At 45.3% G+C, this 20098-nt stretch carries 28 protein-coding genes; 25 read left to right on the forward strand and 3 right to left on the reverse strand.

Annotation, left to right across the window (positions count from 1 at the left end):
- Positions 1-5 precede the first annotated feature (5 nt).
- From AC2TDN_RS10780 to AC2TDN_RS10900, 25 genes are all read left to right on the forward strand, one after another.
- The gene (locus AC2TDN_RS10780; RefSeq protein WP_484687968.1) at positions 6-467 is read left to right on the forward strand and encodes a hypothetical protein; all 462 of its coding nucleotides are present in this window, start codon (positions 6-8) and stop codon (positions 465-467) included.
- Positions 468-480: 13 nt separating this feature from the next.
- Positions 481-831 carry a hypothetical protein gene (locus tag AC2TDN_RS10785; RefSeq protein ID WP_484687969.1) on the forward strand — a complete coding sequence of 117 codons (351 nt, stop codon included), beginning with the start codon at positions 481-483 and terminating at the stop codon, positions 829-831.
- Positions 818-1204 (forward strand): DNA-packaging protein, encoded by a 387-nt coding sequence (locus tag AC2TDN_RS10790; protein WP_484687970.1) that lies wholly within the window; start codon positions 818-820, stop codon positions 1202-1204. Before AC2TDN_RS10785 ends, AC2TDN_RS10790 begins: the two co-directional genes overlap by 14 nt.
- Positions 1201-1563, forward strand: a complete 363-nt coding sequence (locus AC2TDN_RS10795; protein WP_484687971.1) for a DUF6093 family protein — start codon at positions 1201-1203, stop codon at positions 1561-1563. The genes AC2TDN_RS10790 and AC2TDN_RS10795 overlap by 4 nt, the downstream gene beginning before the upstream one ends.
- Positions 1563-1811, forward strand: a complete 249-nt coding sequence (locus AC2TDN_RS10800; RefSeq protein ID WP_484687972.1) for a hypothetical protein — start codon at positions 1563-1565, stop codon at positions 1809-1811. Before AC2TDN_RS10795 ends, AC2TDN_RS10800 begins: the two co-directional genes overlap by 1 nt.
- A gap of 11 nt (positions 1812-1822) precedes the next feature.
- A complete protein-coding gene (locus tag AC2TDN_RS10805; protein ID WP_484687973.1) occupies positions 1823-2293 on the forward strand; it encodes an HK97 gp10 family phage protein in 471 nt (156 codons plus the stop codon).
- A gap of 4 nt (positions 2294-2297) precedes the next feature.
- Complete coding sequence (locus AC2TDN_RS10810; protein WP_484687974.1) at positions 2298-2756, forward strand: phage tail terminator family protein; 459 nt, start codon at positions 2298-2300, stop codon at positions 2754-2756.
- Positions 2743-2946, forward strand: a complete 204-nt coding sequence (locus AC2TDN_RS10815; protein WP_484687975.1) for a hypothetical protein — start codon at positions 2743-2745, stop codon at positions 2944-2946. The genes AC2TDN_RS10810 and AC2TDN_RS10815 overlap by 14 nt, the downstream gene beginning before the upstream one ends.
- On the forward strand, positions 2947-4278 hold the full coding sequence (locus tag AC2TDN_RS10820; RefSeq protein ID WP_484687976.1) for a phage tail sheath family protein: 1332 nt from the start codon (positions 2947-2949) through the stop codon (positions 4276-4278). It begins immediately after the preceding gene.
- Entirely contained in the window at positions 4278-4742 is a 465-nt protein-coding gene (locus AC2TDN_RS10825; protein WP_484687977.1) for a phage tail tube protein, read from the forward strand. The genes AC2TDN_RS10820 and AC2TDN_RS10825 overlap by 1 nt, the downstream gene beginning before the upstream one ends.
- A gap of 18 nt (positions 4743-4760) precedes the next feature.
- On the forward strand, positions 4761-5168 hold the full coding sequence (locus AC2TDN_RS10830) for a phage tail assembly chaperone (protein ID WP_484687978.1): 408 nt from the start codon (positions 4761-4763) through the stop codon (positions 5166-5168).
- 221 nt (positions 5169-5389) lie between these two features.
- Entirely contained in the window at positions 5390-5842 is a 453-nt protein-coding gene (locus AC2TDN_RS10835; RefSeq protein ID WP_484687979.1) for a hypothetical protein, read from the forward strand.
- Positions 5843-5954: 112 nt separating this feature from the next.
- On the forward strand, positions 5955-8312 hold the full coding sequence (locus AC2TDN_RS10840; RefSeq protein WP_484687980.1) for a phage tail family protein: 2358 nt from the start codon (positions 5955-5957) through the stop codon (positions 8310-8312).
- Positions 8309-9037 (forward strand): LysM peptidoglycan-binding domain-containing protein, encoded by a 729-nt coding sequence (locus tag AC2TDN_RS10845; protein ID WP_484687981.1) that lies wholly within the window; start codon positions 8309-8311, stop codon positions 9035-9037. The genes AC2TDN_RS10840 and AC2TDN_RS10845 overlap by 4 nt, the downstream gene beginning before the upstream one ends.
- On the forward strand, positions 9030-9992 hold the full coding sequence (locus AC2TDN_RS10850) for an XkdQ/YqbQ family protein (protein ID WP_484687982.1): 963 nt from the start codon (positions 9030-9032) through the stop codon (positions 9990-9992). Before AC2TDN_RS10845 ends, AC2TDN_RS10850 begins: the two co-directional genes overlap by 8 nt.
- Positions 9993-10292, forward strand: coding sequence for a DUF2577 domain-containing protein (locus AC2TDN_RS10855; protein WP_484687983.1), 300 nt, complete (start codon positions 9993-9995; stop codon positions 10290-10292). It abuts the gene before it with no gap.
- The gene (locus tag AC2TDN_RS10860; RefSeq protein ID WP_484687984.1) at positions 10289-10687 is read left to right on the forward strand and encodes a DUF2634 domain-containing protein; all 399 of its coding nucleotides are present in this window, start codon (positions 10289-10291) and stop codon (positions 10685-10687) included. The genes AC2TDN_RS10855 and AC2TDN_RS10860 overlap by 4 nt, the downstream gene beginning before the upstream one ends.
- Positions 10688-11752 (forward strand): baseplate J/gp47 family protein, encoded by a 1065-nt coding sequence (locus AC2TDN_RS10865; protein WP_484687985.1) that lies wholly within the window; start codon positions 10688-10690, stop codon positions 11750-11752. It begins immediately after the preceding gene.
- Positions 11745-12782 (forward strand): putative phage tail protein, encoded by a 1038-nt coding sequence (locus AC2TDN_RS10870; RefSeq protein WP_484687986.1) that lies wholly within the window; start codon positions 11745-11747, stop codon positions 12780-12782. The genes AC2TDN_RS10865 and AC2TDN_RS10870 overlap by 8 nt, the downstream gene beginning before the upstream one ends.
- A complete protein-coding gene (locus AC2TDN_RS10875; protein WP_484687987.1) occupies positions 12783-14642 on the forward strand; it encodes a right-handed parallel beta-helix repeat-containing protein in 1860 nt (619 codons plus the stop codon).
- A gap of 98 nt (positions 14643-14740) precedes the next feature.
- Positions 14741-16600 carry a hypothetical protein gene (locus AC2TDN_RS10880; protein WP_484687988.1) on the forward strand — a complete coding sequence of 620 codons (1860 nt, stop codon included), beginning with the start codon at positions 14741-14743 and terminating at the stop codon, positions 16598-16600.
- 10 nt (positions 16601-16610) lie between these two features.
- On the forward strand, positions 16611-16961 hold the full coding sequence (locus tag AC2TDN_RS10885) for a hypothetical protein (protein ID WP_484687989.1): 351 nt from the start codon (positions 16611-16613) through the stop codon (positions 16959-16961).
- On the forward strand, positions 16958-17104 hold the full coding sequence (locus AC2TDN_RS10890; protein WP_484687990.1) for an XkdX family protein: 147 nt from the start codon (positions 16958-16960) through the stop codon (positions 17102-17104). Before AC2TDN_RS10885 ends, AC2TDN_RS10890 begins: the two co-directional genes overlap by 4 nt.
- A 30-nt stretch (positions 17105-17134) precedes the next feature.
- Positions 17135-17596: a phage holin family protein gene (locus tag AC2TDN_RS10895; RefSeq protein WP_484687991.1), complete on the forward strand. Its 462-nt coding sequence runs from the start codon at positions 17135-17137 to the stop codon at positions 17594-17596.
- Positions 17589-18224 carry a M23 family metallopeptidase gene (locus tag AC2TDN_RS10900; protein ID WP_484687992.1) on the forward strand — a complete coding sequence of 212 codons (636 nt, stop codon included), beginning with the start codon at positions 17589-17591 and terminating at the stop codon, positions 18222-18224. Before AC2TDN_RS10895 ends, AC2TDN_RS10900 begins: the two co-directional genes overlap by 8 nt.
- A gap of 126 nt (positions 18225-18350) precedes the next feature.
- Here AC2TDN_RS10900 and AC2TDN_RS10905 read toward each other — a convergent pair whose 3' ends face one another.
- From AC2TDN_RS10905 to AC2TDN_RS10915, 3 genes are read right to left on the reverse strand one after another with little or no spacing between them, the layout of a single operon-like run.
- Positions 18351-18599 (reverse strand): DUF3653 domain-containing protein, encoded by a 249-nt coding sequence (locus AC2TDN_RS10905; protein ID WP_484687993.1) that lies wholly within the window; start codon positions 18597-18599, stop codon positions 18351-18353.
- On the reverse strand, positions 18592-19266 hold the full coding sequence (locus AC2TDN_RS10910; RefSeq protein ID WP_484687994.1) for a hypothetical protein: 675 nt from the start codon (positions 19264-19266) through the stop codon (positions 18592-18594). The genes AC2TDN_RS10905 and AC2TDN_RS10910 overlap by 8 nt, the downstream gene beginning before the upstream one ends.
- A gap of 41 nt (positions 19267-19307) precedes the next feature.
- A complete protein-coding gene (locus tag AC2TDN_RS10915; protein WP_484687995.1) occupies positions 19308-19694 on the reverse strand; it encodes a hypothetical protein in 387 nt (128 codons plus the stop codon).
- Positions 19695-20098 lie beyond the last annotated feature (404 nt).

The following is a 20098-nucleotide window of genomic DNA, read 5'->3' on the forward strand; positions in this document are numbered from 1 at the left end:
CCTGTATGAATTTAAAAGAATTGCTAGGGCGTACGACTCCGGTAGGTAAAACTCACGGGATTATCGAGTATCTGGAGACTCAGCAAAAAGGATTGTCTGGAGATATGGTTCTCGCCGTATCTCCAGCGACACTAGGATCGAGCGCCGCAGCAGTGAATGCGGCTATCGGAAGTGCCGCAGGTAAATTTGTTCGCACCGTTACGCTTCGACTGGAAACAGCCACTGGCGAGCTCCACTCGTGGTTCAACGGCACATTTGCAATTGCTGCGGCGAGAACCGGGACTGGCAATATAGCAATCGCTGGCGGCGCCACGAACGCTACATTTGTCGATGGAATCGCAACGATTACCCTTGAATACACAGGGGCATGGGCGGCTACGAACACACAAACCCTGACGGTAACTGGTGGAACAAAATTAGGGTATACGATTGCTAATAAAACAAGCATCGATACCCTTGTGGCATAGGAGGTCATGACCAATGAGTCTGACAGGTTTTAATAGGTCCCGGCGAGCGGCTGCTGAAGCTGCTCGTTTGGCCGTTGAAGAAGCAAAGCGTGAGAATGAAGAAGAAAGTCGGCTGGAAATCCTTCGCGAAAAGGCGTTAGCCCTCGGCATTCCTAATGCTGAGCGGAAAGGTGAGAAACGACTTCTGGAGGAAATCTCAGAGGTTGAAGAGGCGGCACGTATTGCTGCCGAAGAAGCAGAGAAGCTACAGGCGCTTAAAGATGCCGCTGCAGTTCTCGGCATTGACGATTTAGATGGAAAGGATGCCGAAACCCTTCAAAAGGAAATCGACGAGAAGGGCGGCGGCAACAATGGCGATAGCTGATCCGATTGAAGTGCTTGATACGGTGAAATTACGATTTAGTTTGCCAAATGAACTGGATGCGCTGGTAAACTCCTATATTCGGGAGATTGGCCGGCGCATTTGCCATTATTGCAATATCGAAAACATCCCGGATACCCTGACGGATGTTTGGGCCTCGATGGTCATGGATGTGCTGCGCATCGAACAACCGAATGTTCCAGGGATCGCCGAAAATGTTAGCGGTGAATTGAACATCAAGATTGGCGATACATCAGTAACGCCCGCCGCGCGCTCCGGCGAGACGACGGCCATGAATAAATCATCGATTGACGAGCTTGTCGTTAACTATAAGGCCGACCTCCGGCGTTACCGAAAGATTGGGTGGACTCCATGATCAATTATCAGCGCCACAGAGCAGCCTTAGAGCGGTTGTATGAGGATAAATGCACAATTAGTCGCTATGCGGCCGAAAAGGATCCAACGACTAAAGAGACGGTTCAAAAGCTTTCTGAGATATACGCAGATCAACCATGCCGAATCTCTCAAAAGGCAGCAGCTACAAACGGTCAGACGGAGGCGCAGAACGATATTCGCTATGAAACGAAGCTATTTATCTCTCCTGACATCGAAATCAAGCAAGGGGACGAGATCGTCGTCATGCGCGGGACTGTCATCCATAAGTATCAGGCCGGCGAGCCGTTTCCGTACCCGACACATCAAGAAATCAGTATACAGCGAAAGGATCGAGCGTAATGACCGAAAAACCAAACAATGTTATTCGATTGTTCCCCGGTCCTGTTAACGGCTTGATTAACTGGATGGAAAAAAATATCGATGATATTGATCAGTATGTCTCCACATTTGTGATGAAGGATGGTACGACCATGACGGTCTACGATACCTATAGTTACCTCGAAGCGCTTGGAATTGCCGGGATCTCACTGGACACAATTAACACAAATGCTCGTGAAGGTGATTTTGTACCCAAGGAACGAAAATGAGCGCGGGCGGGATGTTCGATATTAGCGCGCTTCAAAAGCTGGTTAAGGATCTGCAGCAGGATATCGATTCAGGTGTCGTTGATCGTTTCATTCGCGAAGTAATCAGCGAGCTTGGCATGCGGACACTGGCGAGAATCAAGCAGCGAACTCCGGTAGGTAACGGGCAGCTCCGTAACTCTTTTCAGATTGGCAGCGTGGATAAAACGACAGCGGGTTATGAGATTGAAATCTTCTCTAACCTTGAATATGCAAGCTTTGTCGAGAACGGCTTCCGTGCTCACTGGGTTCCTGGTCATTGGGTGGGGAATACCTTCGTTTATGAACCAGGCGCCAAGGAAGGCATGCAAGTCGGCAAAAAGGGCGGATGGGTGCAGGGGCGATTCATGGTGAAAATATCCGTGAAAGAAATCGAAGAAATGCTTCCTGATTTTCTAGCCCGCAAGCAGGCACAATTTATCGAGAAACTTATGAACGGGCGGTGATGCCGTGGTGCCAGTTACAGTTAACAGCATAAGAGACGGTGTCATCGCTGCTCTCGACTCTCATTTCCCGGACGTACCAGTTATGGGTGAAGAGATCAAACAAGGCTTAGACGAAGGCATGGACGTCGAGGAGCCTTGTTTTTTTATTAAACTGCTCACCATGAAACAAACGGGGCTTCTGGGTCCGCGCAGTCGGCGGTCGCATACATTCGATATCCATTATTTCGCAGACGACAATAAGAATCGCAGCATGCACGAAATGGCCGAGCAGTTATATGAGCATCTGGAATGGATCGAAGTTGACGGTGTTAAATATCGAGGTACTAGCATGAGTCACGAAATCGTTAACGAGGTGTTACACTTCAATGTCGATTATCGTTTCCATGTTGTGAGGACTCAGGAGCCGGATCCAAACATGCAGACGATGAAACAGGAGGTAGAAGTAAAATATGGTGAAGAATGAACAAACGGTTGACCCGAACGAAGTCGTTGAAGGTCCCAGTAGCTTCCCTAAACGGCGCTGGCTGATATCAGGTCGATTTACACCTCAAGAGCAAGATGCGCTATCTGCGGCGCTTGCAGAGGACAAGGACTACACGTTTGAAGAAGCTAAAGCTGCTTTGAACAAATTTCTCAAAACGGAGGTGTTGTAATTGGCTGGAGGAACATGGGTTACACAGAACAAAGTAAGACCAGGCGTATTTATTAATTTAACTTCAGAACCGCAATCATTAGGTTCGCTCGGGGATCGCGGCGTAGTCACGATGCCGCTTGCATTAACGTGGGGTGAACCAAAGAAGGTTCTCACGATTAATGCCGGAGATGATGTTTCAAAAGTGCTCGGATATCAAATTTCCGATTCACAAATGCTGTTAATCAGGGAGGCACTGAAACGAGCGAAGACCTTGCTACTGTATCGCCTCAACACGGGAACAAAGGCAGCAGTAACGGTCGGTACGCTGGTAGCTACAGCTAAGTGGGGCGGTGTACGCGGGAATAGCTTAAGCATCGTAATCGAAACAAACATCGATAATGCAGCTATGAAGGACGTCAAGACGTTGCTTAATGGAGATGTAGTCGATACACAGGTTGTAACGAATGTTGCCGACCTAGTGTCGAATGATTATGTTGTATTCTCCGGCAGCGCCACATTGACGAATACAGCGGGAGCGCCGCTTGTATCCGGTACTGATGGATCGGTGACAAATCAAGACTACGTTGATTATCTGGCTGCTGTTGAAGTATTTGACTTCAATACGTTGGCGATCCCTAGTACTGACTCTGCTGTAAAAGCTCTTGCACTTGCTTTCGTTAAACGGTTGCGTGAAAGCGAAGGGAAAAAGATTCAGGTTGTACTTGATAATTATCCTGTAGCTAACTACGAAGGAGTAATAAGCGTCAAAAACGGTGTGATTCTTGAGGACGGCACGGTACTCACGGCGGCGCAAGCAACAGCTTGGGTAGCTGGAGCAACAGCTGGTGCTAACGTTAACCAGTCGCTCACCTACGAAGCCTATGACGGCGCTATCGACGTAGCAACGCGCTATACGAACGCGCAGATTATCACCGCGCTGAAAGCTGGGGAATTCGTTTTTACTCCGAACAATGGTAGAGCAGTTGTTGAACAGGACATCAATACGCTTATTACCTACACACCGACTCACGGAAAGCATTTCTCGAAGAACCGAGTTATCCGTGTATTGGATGGCATTGCGATCGATTTCTTAAGAACGTTCAGCACTTTCTATATCGGCAAGGTAAGCAATAACGACACTGGCCGGAATTTGTTGAAAGGCGAATGTATCAAATACCTTGAGCGCATGCAGGCGATAGAAGCAATTCAAAACTTCAGTTCGCAGACAGATATTACGGTCGGAGCTGGAGAAGAGTCCGACGCGGTGCTCATCGCTGCTTATATTCAACCGGTAGACAGTATTGAAAAAATCTATGTAGCCGTAACGGTTAGGCAGGGGGTTGTTGGTTAATGACATTCATGAATCCGGTCGATACGATTTCGGGTAAACAGGCGAAAGCATTCGCTACGATAGCAGGCCGCGTCGAGGAGCTTTTCTATGCAAAATCGCTAGAGTCTACTATCGAGAAAAATAAATCCGATGTTCCTGTGCTTGGTAAGACAAATACGGGTAAGAAAGCAGCGGGGTGGTCAGGATCCGGTACATTAACGGTTTATTACATGACCACTGTATTTCGTGATCTCATGCTGACTTATGTTAAGACCGGCCGAGATTTCTATTTCGATATTCAAGTCGAAAATGAAGACCCGTCTTCCTCGGTCGGCACACAGACCATTATTCTGAAAAACTGTAACCTCGATAGCATTATTGCTGCCAAGTTTGATATTACAAGTGACGATTCGCTCGATGAGGAACTAGCTTTCACGTTTGACGATTACGACATCTTAGGCCGTTTCAATGCGCCTGCACAATAAAAAGGAGGATTTTTCGATATGAGCTTACAAGATTTCCTGAATCAAAACCCGGTGGATGGCGTTACTGATGAGGTTGCAATTTCCGATCGCTTTAAAGACAAAGACGGTAATCTCTATAAATTCAAAATTAAAGCAATGAGCGGCGAAGATTTCAGCTCCATCCAAAAGCGGGCGACCTCGATCGGCAAGCGTAATAAGATCGACTTTGATTCGAAGAGATTTAATGCTGCCGTCATTATCGAGAACACGCTTGAGCCTGATTTTAAAGATGCAGAAAGCATCAAGAAAGTCGGCGTGACAACTCCGGAACAATACCTTAACAAGGTTCTGCTAGCAGGCGAACAAGCGGAGTTATCCACTCAAATCCAACGCTTAAGTGGTTTTGATAAGGATATGAACGAACTGGTTGAAGAGGCAAAAAACTAATAGAGGAGGGCGATCCTGAGGCTAACTATGCTTATTACGCCCTCCATAAATTGCGCATATTGCCAAATCAGTTTATGGCTCTCTCGCGTGAAGAGAGGGCCTTTGTGATGGCAGCAATTGATATAAGAGCCAAAGCAGATAAAACGGCAAATAAATAACTGTCTCTTCTTGGCGTAATTTGGTAGAATGTAGGTAAATTACACTAAGAAGGGGCTGTTGTATTGAGAATTTTAATAGCAATCACAGTAATTGTACTAATTTTAATAGGTTGTTCGTCTACCGAAACTACTGGTAAATCAGAAAACGTTGCAACGAATGTGCCTAAAGAAGAATCCAGCAAATCCAATCCTTTAGTGGATAATGAGTACAAAACAGAATATAAATACGATGTAATCAAATACACTCCTGGAAGTCGTCACTATTACGTGCAACAGTTGGAAGGAGAGGTCACTCTCGAATCTGCTGATAGCATCGTAAAAGAACTGTACTCGAAAGAGGCATATGCTGATAACGGTGGCACGATTGGCAATGTCATTATCTACGATAACAAAGTGAAACTAACAAAAGGCGAAAGTCCTGCTTTTGAAATCGAAGAAAAAGCAGAGTATGATTCGCGCAGTACGGTAATTAATTTCGATGGTGAAAAACATCCTTTCGAACCCGCTTATAAATAATCAAAATTTGAAACGCCCATTGAGGGCGTTTTTTTATTTGTCTAGGGAGGAGGTAATTAAAATAGCGACAGTGAGCTCAACCTTGGGCATATATGATAGGTTTACCCAGCCTTTGCAACGAATGGTCAATAAGTTAAGCGCCGCTACAATCGCAGCAGAACGACTGAAGCGAGTTGTTGAGGCTCCGATGTACATGTCGCTTAATACAGCGAGGGTAGAGAGTGGGTTGACTGCGCTGCGGGCACGTATAGCTAGCAGCGGCGGCACCTCAGCAATGGAAGTTGTGCTAAATGTTGGTGACATATCTCAGAAAATCGCACAGATACAGCAACGCATTCGATCAGGACTTACGTCCGCAGCTATAGATGTGACAATCGACGGCGGCAGCGCTGTGGCCCAGGCTTATTCATTACGCTCAAGGTTAGAACGAATACTTGCATTGCCTATCCGCGTAACGATGGATACGTCATCGGTATTATCCGACGTCAGTACGCTAAGAACACGAATTCTGGCGCAGATCGGGAATATCGAGGCCCATATTCGGGTTACGTTGCCAACAACATTAACGGATATGCTGACAGATTTACGCAGGCTTGTATTGCTTCTCACGAGAGCGATAAGGAGACTAAGACAGTCACTTAACCCGCCGCCTATTCCTCCGGTTCCGCCACCGCCACCTATACCACCTTTACCTCCAAGTGGAGGCGCAGGCGGATCGGGCGGCCTGCTGAGCAACCTCAAAGGAATAGCTGCTGCATATATATCTATTGCAGGAGCGCAAAAACTTGTTAGCGCAACGATAGGCGGAGCGATGCAGCAGCAAAAAATGATGGATATGTTTATTGCCCGTACGGGTGACGCAGAAGTCGGTACTGCGATGTTTGATAAATTTAAAGCAGAAGCCCTAGCTGCTGGTCAGGATGTTAACGAAGCTTTGAAAGGTACTCTTTCATTCTTCTCGACAACACAAAATTCGGATCAATTAAGTCAACTAAACAACCTGGCATCTCGTATGGCCGCCTTCGACAGTGCTGGTAATGGGATTGAGGGTGCTGCATTTGCTTTGAAGGAAGCTATGTCAGGAGATATCGTTTCACTGGCCGAACGCTTCAATATGTCTAAGTCAGATATCCGAGGATTTAAAATTGATGAACTCGGTAAGGCTGGGGATATGGACGGGTTTATTAAAGCTTTTGACATGTTGCTCGAGAAACAAAAGATGGGACAAGCGGCTTTCGATACGATGATGGCTAGCCCAGCGAAGCAAGCTGAAACGCTCGGAAATAACATTAAGTCAATGATGGCTGACGCGGGCGGCGCGGCTGTAGAAGCATTGCTACCATTGATCTCCATGCTTAACCAAGCTTTTCAGGATGGAAAGTTCCAGCCGTTTTTTAATGGGTTGAGCACAGGACTTGCGTGGGTTACGGGTCATGTCGTTAATCTCGTTAACAACGCATTCTGGTTGTATGGCGTGATAATTGATAATTGGTCAACAATTGGGCCTATTATCTGGGGAATCGTTTGGGCTCTCGGGGCTTGGACAACAGGCTTGGCGCTTGCAGCTATAAGACAACAATATCTAGCCCTCACGACAGGAACAAGCACGGCAGCAATCTTCCTTCAAACGCTCGCTACCTCTGGTCTAAGAGCAGCGTGGGTAGGTTTAAACGCGACAATGAAAGCGAACGTGTTTATTCTCATCGCATCGTTGATTATTGGATTGATCGCATGGCTTATAAACCTATGGAAAACGAATGATGCTTTTGCTGCTGGATTCATGAGGGTTTGGAATTCGATCCTTAATTTCTTCGACAGAGTACCGGCATACTTTTGGCAATTGGTAGAATGGATCATGCAGGCTTTCGTTTGGTGGGCTGGATCGATCGGGAAAATATATGACACGGTTATTAATGGAATCCTAGACGGCATCAATAAAGTGCTTGAGCTCATAAATTCCTTAACCGGTTCATCGTATGAAATTCAAGCAAAGTTTAATTTTGAAGACATTGCTGAGAAAGCATTAGAGTTTGCAGGTGTTAAAAAGGATGCTGCTTATGCAAGGGCAGCGTCAAATGCAGCGGAGCGCGAGCAGGGCGTTGTTAAAATGCTTGACGATCGCGCTAGATCGCGGGCGGAGAAGGAAGCTGCTAAAGGAACAAAAACCAATAGTAGCGCATCTCTTGAAAAATGGAACGCAGGAGCATCGAAGCCGATAGGTGACATCGACAAGGTTGGCGAGGTAGGCAAGATCAAAGACACGGTCGATATATCCAGTGAGGACCTGAAGACGATGCGGGAGCTTGCGGAAATGAAGAACATTCAAAATTTCGTTTCTCTTACGCCGAGTTTTAACTATACGCATACTGGCGATGTTCGTAATGATTCAGATATTCGTAAAATTATAACCGAGGTAAAAGTTTACATGGAAGAGGAAATGTCATCTTCTGCTAAGGGGATATACGAATGATAAAATACGAAATATGGCTCAGTTTCAATAACAAAGAGGACGAGTTTCAATTGCCAGTGAATCCCGGGAAGATAGAGATATCAGACGGGACTAACAGCAAAACGTATGATGTTATAGGGCTAGGTGAAATTAGCGTCCTCCATGGCAAGAAATTATCTGAGGTAACGTTTAGTGGTTTCTTTCCCTCTCTGTCAGCCCGTACGTATAAGGTTGGAGCTGTGACGATCGATCCTTTCGTAATAGCAGATAAACAACTGGAGCCAAAAGCATATGTCGAATACATCGAAAAATGGATGGGGACTAAGCGCCCTATCCGTTTTATTTTTAATGGGGGCAGCTTTGGGATTAATATGGCTGCTTCGATTGAAGCATTTGATTGGAGCGAGGTTGCTGGTAGCGGAGGAGATATCGAATACTCAATTACATTAAGACAGTACATTTTCTTCGGCCCCAAAAAAATGAAAATAAGTCCTGCTACTGCAACTGACATAGCGACAATGGTTGATAACAGCAAGGAAAGAGCAAATGAAAAACAATCTCCCAAGACGTATACGATTCGTGCCGGAGACACTCTTTGGAAAGTAGCGAAATCGCAGCTCGGGAACGGTTCTCGTTGGAAGGAGATTCAAACGCTGAACAAGATCCCCGATGCGAAATTGAAAAGTTTATCGATTGGTATGGTGGTAAAGTTACCAGCAACGAAAGGGGCTGCTTCAAATGCTTGAGATGCAGCTCGATAATAAGGATGGGAACGTTTGGAATATAGCAAATATCGTAACAAGAATCACCTGGTCAACCTATCGCATTGGTAAAGCTTCTAAATTGGTGTTCAAATATCTTAATTCCGATGGGTCCAATTTCAAAGTCAAGAATGGAGACATTGTCCGATGCATAGCCGATGGGGTCAAAATCTTTTACGGATATGTATTCAGTTGCGATGGTGGATCCAATGTGGAACGAACAATAACTTGTTATGACCAAACGAGATATTTGATGAATAAGGACACCTACGTCATGGTTAACGTGACTGCTACTGATGTTATTAAAAGAATCGCATCGGACTTCAAACTTAAGACGGGTAAGCTAGAGAACACAGGGTATATCATACCAAAGCTGCTCGTGGATGGTCAGAGTCTGATGGATATTATTTGGAAGAGTCTGACCTTAACGCTTAAAAACTCTGGTCTGAATTACATTTTATACGATGATTTTGGGGAGCTCGTCATTAAAGATATTGAATCGATGATCGTGGATTTCTATATTGGAAATGGCAGTTTATTGACTGCGTATGATTTCAAACAGTCCATTGACTCCGATACGTATAACGTAATCAAGCTCTATAAAGATAATAAAGAAACAGGAAAACGTGAAAACTACGTTGCCCAAGACAGCAATAACATTTCTAGATGGGGTCAACTGCAGCTTTATCAAAGTGTTGATGAAAGTATGAACGATGCGCAAATAAATCAGCTTCTCAATACCCTATCATTGATTAAAAATCGGGAAACAAAATCTATGAATGTGGATGCGATCGGAGATTTCCGTTTGCGTGCAGGTAGTTACGTTTCGCTGGTTATTCCAGAGCATGGGATTAATCAGCCTTTTTTAATTGATGAATGCTCGCATGATTATGACGGATCTGGCGAACATACAATGAGTCTCGAACTGAAGGTGATATAAATGACTTTAGTGGACACTATTAAAAGAGCTGCCCTAGATGCATTGGATGCAAGTCGTCCGGTGCATTTTTTGTTTGGCGAGATTGTTACCGTCGATCCACTTAGTGTAAGGGTGGATCAACGTTTAACATTAACTTCTGATTTTTTGATTACGACCTCCGCCACCGAAGAACTTAAACTTGTTATTGGCATGACGGAATATATAATCCGTCCAGGGCTAACGCCGGGCGACAAGGTCCTCATGGCGCGGGTACAAGGCGGTCAACAGTTCATAGTGATTGATAGGGTGGTGGACTCATGATTCCAACAGGTGCAGAGCTCGCAAATACGCCCGTAGAGTTCGAGCAACAACCGTCCATGACTTACAGGCTGGATTTGGAGAACGGGCGCGTGCTGGGCAATGTGGACGGCTTAGAAGCGGTTAAGCAAGCAGTGTACAAGATATTACAGTCAGCTCGCTATCAACATGACATTTACTCTTTTGACTATGGACATGAATTAACGCCGCTATTAGGCCGCAGTCCGCTGTATGTGCAGTCCGAGATAACGCGCTTAATAACCGAGGGGCTAACGCAAGACGACCGTATACAGGCCGTTGAGAACGTTAGAATAAGCACCTCGGATGACAGTATGAAAGTAAACTTTACTGTGGTCAGCTCATTTGGCAATTTTGATGCGGTGCAGGAGGTGAACTAATTGTACGAAAGCTATACGTACGAGTTTATATTAGGTCGAATGCTGGACCGTGTATCCAATAATATTGATAAAAGGGAAGGCAGCATTATATATGACGCATGCGCCCCTGCAGCTGCCGAACTTGCTCAAATGTACATTGAGTTGGATCTGAATACTAATCTCTCCTTTGCTGACACTGCGACGGGCGAATACCTATCAAGGAAGACGATGGAGTTTGGGATTAATCGCGACTTATCAACCTATGCAGTCAGGCGTGGGGAATTTCGCGATAGTAACAATGCTTTAATCGATGTGCCGATTAACAGCAGGTTCGGCATCGATGTTTTGACTTATGTGGTGACGAGCAAGATTTCATTGGGTGTTTTTACATTGACTTGTGAAACCAAGGGGATAATCGGAAACCAGCGATTTGGAACATTGTTACCAATCAACTATGTTCCCGGGCTTGTAAGAGCTGAATTAACGGATGTACTTGTTCCTGGTGAGGAAGAAGAGAGCGATGATATTTTAAGAACGCGATACTATTCCCGAATTCAAAGTCCGGGTTTAAGCGGAAATATAGCTGATTATAAAAAGTGGGCAATGTCTATCGAGGGAGTAGGCAATGTACAAATTCATCCTTTGTTCAACGGTCCTGGAACGGTCAAAGTCGTAATAGTTAACAGCGAAGGACTACCGGCGAGCGCGCTGCTTGTAAGTAATGTGCAGGAATTCATTAACCCTTTATCCGGAACTACAGGCGAAGGCGTAGCGCCTATTGGTGCACTTGTGACAGTCGCGTCCGCCACAGGCGTTGCAATATCCGTGAGCGCAACGGTAGTGTTATCCGGATCAGCGACGATTGCTCAAGTGAATGCTTCATTTTTGGCTACATTGAAAACTTACTTAAAGAGCATCGCATTCGCTACTGATCCTGCGCCTAAATATGTAAGGATCGGATCTCTGTTATTAGACACTCCGGGGGTGTTGGACTTCTCTGAATTACTGGTTAATGGAGGAGTGACTAATATCGCGATTACACCGGGACAAGTGGCGATCGCGGGGGTGGTGACCTTGAATGGATGATGTCACAAGCCCCATGGGCCTGAAACTACTCGATCATCTCCCGGATTACTATGAGGAAATACAGGACTTTCGTGTGATCTCTCAGACGGACGGGGAAGAATTGGACGGATTGGGCGCTTTTATAGTCGACGCTCTAGAGCAACGTTTTATTGATACAGCAACATGGAGTTCAGCTCGTTGGGAAAAGATGTTGAATATTCCTACGGATGCCTTGAAACCTTACGATCAGCGCCGCAGCGTAATTAAGTCTAAGCTGCGCGGTGTTGGCACTGTAACGCCTTCTTTGATTAAGAGTATAGCGGAAGCATATTCGAATGGTGACGTAGAGGTTACGGAGTATAACCGTAATTACTTCCGCCGCAATTTCGAAACTTGGACGATGCACGCGAACGCAGTTGTAATCGGTGACTACGAACTGCGGTTAACTGCGACTGCTGCGGACCAAATAAGTACGTTCGATAGAGCACTTGTGCCTGGTGAACAATATACGTTTTTCATCGAATGCAACGAAGGCACTGTCTGGATTGATTCGTATAACAGCGGCGGGATTAAAACGTCACTCGATGGCTTAACATGGGGCTCCGTAGAGACGTACACGTGGGATGAAATCGAACCGCTAACGTTCAACGAATTGTCCGCGAGTCTTAGTGGAGTTGGTGGAGCTAAATCGTTCGTCGTGCCCGCTGATAGCGCATATGTACGTATTTCCTACGTCAGCTTAGAGAACGCAGCTTCCGGAGTTTATACGTTTAAAAACTCGATGCTAATACGCGGAGCAGCGACAGCGTTACCGCGCAAATTCGAACCGTACAAACCGAATTGGGTAGGCATCATCTTCGTAAGCTCGCGCGGAGTACCTGCGAATATTACCGACGTTCAAACGGCTATACGCGAGATCATTCCGGCACACATTGCGATTGATTATACGTTTTTGTATACATTAATCAGCGAATTAGCGGGATCAACGTTCGGCGGAATAGAAGTAGCGGCACTGACATTTGGCGAATTAGAAACGTGGGAGGTTGCGTAATTGTCGACGAATAAAACACCGAATTTACTGCTTAACGACTGGGCGGGACCCGACCGTGTTATACGCGAAGAGATAAACGAGAATTTCCGTAAGGTTGACGAGGTAGTAGGTGGTCATACTGCGCAGTTGGCGTATATTGCTTCACGGGAAGTGCTCATCGAAAGATATCCGAGATTGGGAAGCGAAACGGATGACACCGCACGAATTCAACGAGCGATAGATGATGCTCCAGAATATTCAACGTTAGCCTTTGATCCATCGGTTACTTATTCTTTCACCAATATCGTTTCGACCAAATCGTTAGACTTGAATTTCAATGGCGCAATCGTAACGGTAGATCCGACAGGCGCGGGGCTAAGCGGAACCCCCGCAATCTGGTTTAAAGGCGCATTGGGTACGCAGTATAACCTCACATCAACCGTAAACGAAAAAGATATTTCCATTACATTGCCTGCAGGAGTCGGAGCTAACTTTTCGAAAAACGATTACATTATTCTAGGTGATAGCAAAGTAATTGCTTCTTGGAATGGAGAAGGTTTTCCTTACACTGGCCGTTATGAAATCAACTTAATTACGAATGTAAGCGGAGATACCATTTCACTGGCGAGACCTGCTGAATGGACGTACGACACTACCCCTTTTGTTCGAAAAATAACAACTTTATTGAAACAACCCAGTGTGCGAAATGGCACGATTACAGAAGTTGACCCTGGCGGCACCTCACCCGGAGCGGATGCAGGAGCAAATCACCTGATTCAATATCAGTATTGTTTGATGCCACAAGTGGAGCGCTGTGTGTTTGATAAATGGCAGCTCCATGCAATCAATTTCCATAGATGCATCGAGCCTTTAGCTGAGCGCATTGAAGCTAATTACCCGTACAGACCTGCTCAGGGTGGACACGGATATGTCGTTAAGTTTGATAACTGCTTAGGCGGCAGAGCCCAACATAGCGTAGCAAGATATGCTCGTCACCTTGTTGACTGGGCTAGGTCTTATGATGGTATTTCCGAAGGGAACTTAAGCTACCATCCATATGGCGTATCGTATTACATGCATGGACTCGGATCTAAGCGGGCGAAAAGTATTAATGATAAGGTCATTAGTACAACCAGTGCCTCTGAAGGTTGGGCAATGGGTAATCCTTCATTTAGCGGAGACTATGGGTTCACTATTGAGAACCCTGTATTCCGTGGAGAGTCGTTAGCAATTGGGATGAAGACCTACAGTGAAGATATGGTTGTTATTAATCCAGATATTAAGACTAATAACAAATATGCTATTGCCGTATCTCGTGGAGCCAAAAACTTTACCCTAGAAGGTGGAGTTATTGAAAACTATAAACTTGCGCCGGGTACGAACTTCTATGCTGTTCTTGTTAGAGCAAATGCAAACGATGATGATCCAGCAATCGCTAATCCAGTTAATGCCACTGTACGCAGGACAAAGATTAGAGGCAATGCTATCGTATACCTTGACGCGGGAGGAACTATCATTGCTGACGATCTTGATATAGACGTAACAATCACGCCTAATGGTGGATTAGCTGGAGCATTGAGACTCTCCGTAAATGTCGCGGCAGCAGACGTCTATGTCCGCAGAAACACTATCAGAGGATCATTCGATAGAGGTGTATATATATCTACTGCGCCAACTCGTTTTTATCGTGTTGAAGAAAACGATGTAACTGGACAAGGAACCACAGGCTACCAGATCAGGGCTGCAAGTAACCTCAGATTTCAAAACAACACAACAATTGATAACGCCGCAACAAGCATCGCATTCTCTGGCGATATTGCAGCTGCAAAAACTGCTGGAGCGATTGTCAAAAATAACAGACCAAGTACGTATGATGCATAAATTGTTGATCATTCGGATCACACTACGCAACAAAACGCTAAGCCTTCGGATTCTCTCCGTTGGCTTTTTCGCATTTTAAACGTAAAGGAGCTTACGCAATGATAACGTTACCCAGCGGCATCAAAAAATACGAAGCGACCGATGACGCAACGGTCGACAACTTTAACGTTAACGCGGATTTGCTTGACGCGAAAATAACGAAGCTCGACGGGATCGCAGCAGGCGCTACTGCTTATACTCACCCAGCTAATCATCCACCTTCCATTATTGCTCAAGATGCGAGTAATCGCTTTGTAACGGATGCGGAAAAAGTTAATTGGAATTCGGCATTTTTGACGGCAAAGACTCAAGTACTAACCCCTGCCACAAACTTAAACACTGTAGTAAATACTGGTCGATACTACGCTGACACGCCGACAAACGCGCCTGTTACGGGTGCGTACTTTTATTTAGAGGTAGTCAACAGCAGCGCCACAACGAGCGCTTATTGCACACAAACGGCCTATGCTTTAGGCGATAACCGCGTATGGACTCGCCGGAATAATAACGGCACTTGGCTGGCTTGGACTCAAGTTAGTAAGGAGATGATAAATACATCCGGCAACGCTGACTCTCTAATAGTAGACGGTTGGTATCACATTGGAAGCGGCACAAATGTACCTATAGCGGGGGCGAATTTCTTTATACAGGTTTCAAGGTATCCACTAGGAGCGTATACGGTTCAAATAGCGTATTCTCCAGAGGACAACAGAATTTGGACGAGAAGACAAGTTAGCAGCGTATGGCTACCTTGGAGACAAGTCAGTAACGAGACGCAGATGCCCGCAGCTGGGACTAACCTTGATACTCTTATATACAACGGTAAATACAATATAAATAACGGCGTTAATTTACCCACAGACTTCCCGAGCGACTGGTGCTATTTAGACGTTATGAAATATACACAATCAGATGTCTATTGTACTCAGACCATAAGTGATTTTTATTCCAATAAAACATGGAATCGTCGCCTTGTTGGCGGAGTATGGACGCCTTGGTTAGTAAATGCTCCTGATTTTGCGGATTTTAGAAATCGTGTTAATGTAACAGCCGCAGGAACTGCTATAAGCGAGTCCAATTTCGTTAATGGGGCGGTAGTAGGAAGATACCTTTACATGTTAGGCTATACAGCTGACGGATGGGATAAACCGCTTTGGAGATGGGATATACAAACAAACACCGTAACTCAATTAGCGACCGCTCCAAATACTTCGGCTTCTGGCGTCCGTTTGAGTAGCAACTCAAATCAAATTTCCTCGGATGGAACCTATATATACGTAGCGGGCAGGAAAGGAGTAGATTTTGATACTGGCTATCTTTATAGATACCATATTGCCACAAATACGTGGTCATTATTAGCATCTATTCCGTACGCCCTTAGTTGGGCGGGTGGCGCTATTTCACATTGTCACGTTATAGGTAACTACATTGTTTGGGGCAGTAACTACGGAGGAACTATCAATTGGTGTGCATATTTCCGAGTCGATAAAAATACTGGTGCTATTGTTACTGTGGACGGCCTGACAGGTGCGGGAGGTTCGGGCATGGAGCCAGAGGAATCGTTCACTTGGAATAACACCTTTTTTATGTCTGTGTCGGATGGCTACGGTCATTGCTGGGTCGATATAAGCAACATGACTACGAATTTCGGTTCAAACGCCAACCAGGGGCCACAAAAACTTACCGCCACTTTTGAAACAGCTAAGGGAGCTAGGTATAATTTCTTTAGCAAACTTTATGGACCATCCTTTATGTTGTATAACGCGGGGTACAAGTCTGCAGGACTTCTCAATAAAGGCGTCGAGTATCCTTTGCTCGAAATGACTGCGGCACATTATTGCCAATACTTCCCTGACTACGGTAAGATAGTAGATTTTTTTGGACCAACTAAATACATACCCGATTTACTAGGGTTGTGAGGAGGAAGCTATGAGATACGAAGTTTACGAAGTTGATGACGGTTGGGGTTTTAGAATCTTTAACTCCAATGACGACAAGATTCTCGATCAGCCGTTTGACTCGCAATCGGAAGGTCTACAGCCGTATACAGAAGAAGGGGCTACAACTGCGGCTGAATCATTTTTGTCTTCTTTTGTAGAAGCTCCAATTCCTGAGTACTTGCCGGCAAAGACTCCAGAACAACTGGAGATCGAAACGCTCGAAGCAGAGAACGCCGAGTTATGGTATGACACGATGCTTAAGGATGCAAGGATATCTGAGCACGACACGGATATTGCGGATATATGGTACACGATCATGACCGGAGGTGCTAGTGCATGAGTGCATGGTTTGATAGGATAAAGAGATTTTATGATCGCAATCTATGGAGCTTGGAGCAAGTAAAAGATGGCGTTCGGACGAACACAATCACAGCGGCAGAGTACCAATTGATAACAGGTGAAGAATATGAGGCTTCCGCTTAAGCGGGGCCTTTTAATTTGGGGAGGCTAACGATGAATCAATTAAAGGAGTATTTCGCAAACATTGTCACGGCAGCTTTTGGCTCTAATGGCAAAGAATCAGTGGTCGGAGTTTTCGCCGCTGTTGTTGGCGTAATAGGCACGTTACTAGGTGGGTGGGATAAAGGGATGATGCTGCTTATTGGCCTTATGGCTGTTGATTATATAACAGGGCTGCTAGGCGCTATCAAAACAAAAACGGTTAATAGTGACACTATGTACTGGGGCGGCATTCGAAAGATTGTTGTCTTATTTGTTATCGCTCTTGCCTATGGAATTGACGGCTGGATGCACCCTGACGCGCCTATATTCCGAACGATAGCGATTTGCTTTTATGTTGGTCGCGAGGGCTTATCTGTTATCGAGAACCTGGGTACGTTGAATGTTTTTGTACCTCAAAAGATTAGGGACGTATTGCAGCAGCTAAACGATAAGGGGGAGGGTAAGAATGGCTAATTGGACTTATGATGATTCGTACCGCTTGACAAGCCCATTCGGTATGCGAATGCATCCTGTACTTCACGTTAACAAGTTTCACCGCGGCGTCGATTTGGTGGTCACTCCCGGCAATGGTCCACTACACGCTTTTGTAGCCGGCACAGTCATGTATGCAAAGCAAGGCGTACCTGGTATTGGAATACCAGCAGAGATGGGTATTGTCGTAGCAATCAAAGACGATAAGGGTTTTCTGCACTTATACGCCCATCTCAGCGCCGCTGTTGTTAAGGCAGGACAAACGGTAGAACGCGGGCAGATGATTGGCAGGCAGGGCACCACGGGCGCGAGCACGGGCAATCATTTGCACTACGAGATTCGTAAAGCAGCATCTCCTAGCTTTGGCTGGACGTCTACAGAGGTTGGAGTCGTTGAGCCTACAAAATATCTGCAAGAATATTACAAAGCAGCAGCGCCGGTTGTGCCTGTTAAGGAAGAGGTGAAACCGAAGATGAAAGCGGAAGATGCAAACAAGATCATTGGATATCTTAAAGCAGCTTATGGAACAACTGAAAATAAAGAAGCTCGAGCGGAGTTTAAACGCCTGGCGAATGAGCTGCGGGCAGCAAGTGGGCAGCCAAAACAATAAAATACTTGTCTGAGTTGGAACGATATGGTATATTCTTATCAAATCCGAAAGCATCGGTCGCCGTGGGAAAGCATCCCATAGCAAAATAAAGCCCCTGACCTTTATTGGTCTGGGGCTTTTTTTAGTTTACGGCATCAAATGTTTTATAGTCTCGTATTTCCAAAAACCTTTACCGTCAAAGTCTGGTAGAGTCCCGCGTTTTAAACGATCCCCTATAGCGCCTCTCGTCACACCTAATAACCTCGCTAAATCTGACTGCGTATATTTGTTCGGCTCTATATCAAAAGGTCTGTATGCGCGCCCTGTAGGGCTCAATAGTGTGTCACCCTCGACTCGCCATCCTTGCCAAGAGTCTGTACCCGTCCAATTATTCATCTGTCGATCCCTCCAAGTATGGCTTGTGATAGATTCCCTCGGCCTTTTGCCGGGCTGCCGCTGCTTCCTTTTTTGATTCAAAAACCCCAAGATAATGCCGCTTGCCCTTAACAGTAATATTAGCCATATATTTGATACGTCCTTTTTTACCTCTATACTCGGATACGCCTTTTGTTCCTGTTTTATTATTGGTCTGTATTTTTTGCCGGAGCAGCGGAACAAAGACGCCATCAACCATCATATTCTCGTTGTTATAATCGGTCAACGATTTAGCTTGTTCAACATTCGCACAGCCACAGGAGCTTGTGTTTCTACTTATTAATTCTCGCGCAGGAACAGATGTCACATTTTCACATTGGCACTGGCAGACCCACATTGCACTGCCATGATCCAACTTGTCACCGTCCCTGTGCAGTGCCTTCAGTCTCCCGAACACTTGATCCGTCAAGTCTTTGGCTTTAGGCTTTAAGATCATCTCTAGGCCTAAACAACCACAGGAGCGCGTATGCCCATCATACAGTTTGTATAGGTTTACTACCGTCTCATTTTTGCAATCACATCTGCAAAGGACGTGCCTTCGTCCGCCTTTCTTTTCTACTTCTCGTATGACCTCAAGTCTGTCGAATTTCTGACCAGGGAAAACTGTTTTCTTCGGATTCCTACCCATTCTATCCCTCCTGCGGGGTGGGGGCAAAAGCCCCCTGATCGTTATTCAATAATTCCTTGCACCCATGCGCCGCGAATCCGAATTTCGTTATCATCTAAGTGGTGATCCTTGTTCAAACTCCTGCCCGCGATCAAAATCGTTTGTCCGCCAAAATCACCGTAACCAATTAAATTAAACTCAGCAATAGTAGTTGCGATTCGATCTGCTAATTCTTCTGCAGAGTCGCAATCTATATCAATCCCAACGCCGCAAGTGCCGCCAGCGAGTTCGCCAGTCGTAAAATAAGTGGAGCAGTCATTTTCAAAGTCCCACTCATAGCTCTCGCGGCACTCATCATCAACTCTGTAATTTTCGTCTTTTCTAGTAGCTCGGATAGCTAGGAACCATTTATTCTCAAAAACTTCTTTTGCTATTTCCAAGTATTTCATTTCAACCGCCCCTTTAGCTATCGTCCCTTGCTCCGATATAAATATACCACCACTGTACAATATTGTATAGGGGAACGAATGCGAACGTGTTGTAAAATAAAAGCCCCTGACCATTATGGTTAGGAGCAATATGTTTACTCTTTGATTGGTGTATCTTTGTTAATACAAACAGGACCCTTTGTAAGAGTGGTAACATGGACCTCGTTTGAGGTAATATAATGCATCGTATTACACGAATCCCGTATCACTAAATAATTTTCTTTCTGAAATATTCTTGTTCCTTCAATCTGGCCTATATCTTTGTTAAAAGTATATACTACAGATACATAATCCATATTGAATTGTGATAAACTCTTTCCGAAATTTCCCCATTGATAGAATAGATGTGTTGTTGATACAAAGAA

The sequence above is a fragment of the Paenibacillus sp. Y660 genome, from assembly GCF_057221575.1.

Coding starts and splice junctions, on each gene's coding strand:
- AC2TDN_RS10780 (WP_484687968.1), top strand. CDS start 6: ATGAATTTAAAAGAATTGCTAGGGCGTACGACTCCGGTAGGTAAAACT.
- AC2TDN_RS10885 (WP_484687989.1), top strand. CDS start 16,611: ATGAGATACGAAGTTTACGAAGTTGATGACGGTTGGGGTTTTAGAATC.
- AC2TDN_RS10860 (WP_484687984.1), top strand. CDS start 10,289: ATGATTCCAACAGGTGCAGAGCTCGCAAATACGCCCGTAGAGTTCGAG.
- AC2TDN_RS10805 (WP_484687973.1), top strand. CDS start 1,823: ATGTTCGATATTAGCGCGCTTCAAAAGCTGGTTAAGGATCTGCAGCAG.
- AC2TDN_RS10880 (WP_484687988.1), top strand. CDS start 14,741: ATGATAACGTTACCCAGCGGCATCAAAAAATACGAAGCGACCGATGAC.
- AC2TDN_RS10890 (WP_484687990.1), top strand. CDS start 16,958: ATGAGTGCATGGTTTGATAGGATAAAGAGATTTTATGATCGCAATCTA.
- AC2TDN_RS10830 (WP_484687978.1), top strand. CDS start 4,761: ATGAGCTTACAAGATTTCCTGAATCAAAACCCGGTGGATGGCGTTACT.
- AC2TDN_RS10785 (WP_484687969.1), top strand. CDS start 481: ATGAGTCTGACAGGTTTTAATAGGTCCCGGCGAGCGGCTGCTGAAGCT.
- AC2TDN_RS10850 (WP_484687982.1), top strand. CDS start 9,030: ATGCTTGAGATGCAGCTCGATAATAAGGATGGGAACGTTTGGAATATA.
- AC2TDN_RS10895 (WP_484687991.1), top strand. CDS start 17,135: ATGAATCAATTAAAGGAGTATTTCGCAAACATTGTCACGGCAGCTTTT.
- AC2TDN_RS10905 (WP_484687993.1), bottom strand. CDS start 18,599: ATGAATAATTGGACGGGTACAGACTCTTGGCAAGGATGGCGAGTCGAG.
- AC2TDN_RS10815 (WP_484687975.1), top strand. CDS start 2,743: ATGGTGAAGAATGAACAAACGGTTGACCCGAACGAAGTCGTTGAAGGT.
- AC2TDN_RS10845 (WP_484687981.1), top strand. CDS start 8,309: ATGATAAAATACGAAATATGGCTCAGTTTCAATAACAAAGAGGACGAG.
- AC2TDN_RS10790 (WP_484687970.1), top strand. CDS start 818: ATGGCGATAGCTGATCCGATTGAAGTGCTTGATACGGTGAAATTACGA.
- AC2TDN_RS10800 (WP_484687972.1), top strand. CDS start 1,563: ATGACCGAAAAACCAAACAATGTTATTCGATTGTTCCCCGGTCCTGTT.
- AC2TDN_RS10900 (WP_484687992.1), top strand. CDS start 17,589: ATGGCTAATTGGACTTATGATGATTCGTACCGCTTGACAAGCCCATTC.
- AC2TDN_RS10795 (WP_484687971.1), top strand. CDS start 1,201: ATGATCAATTATCAGCGCCACAGAGCAGCCTTAGAGCGGTTGTATGAG.
- AC2TDN_RS10855 (WP_484687983.1), top strand. CDS start 9,993: ATGACTTTAGTGGACACTATTAAAAGAGCTGCCCTAGATGCATTGGAT.
- AC2TDN_RS10915 (WP_484687995.1), bottom strand. CDS start 19,694: ATGAAATACTTGGAAATAGCAAAAGAAGTTTTTGAGAATAAATGGTTC.
- AC2TDN_RS10825 (WP_484687977.1), top strand. CDS start 4,278: ATGACATTCATGAATCCGGTCGATACGATTTCGGGTAAACAGGCGAAA.
- AC2TDN_RS10910 (WP_484687994.1), bottom strand. CDS start 19,266: ATGGGTAGGAATCCGAAGAAAACAGTTTTCCCTGGTCAGAAATTCGAC.
- AC2TDN_RS10870 (WP_484687986.1), top strand. CDS start 11,745: ATGGATGATGTCACAAGCCCCATGGGCCTGAAACTACTCGATCATCTC.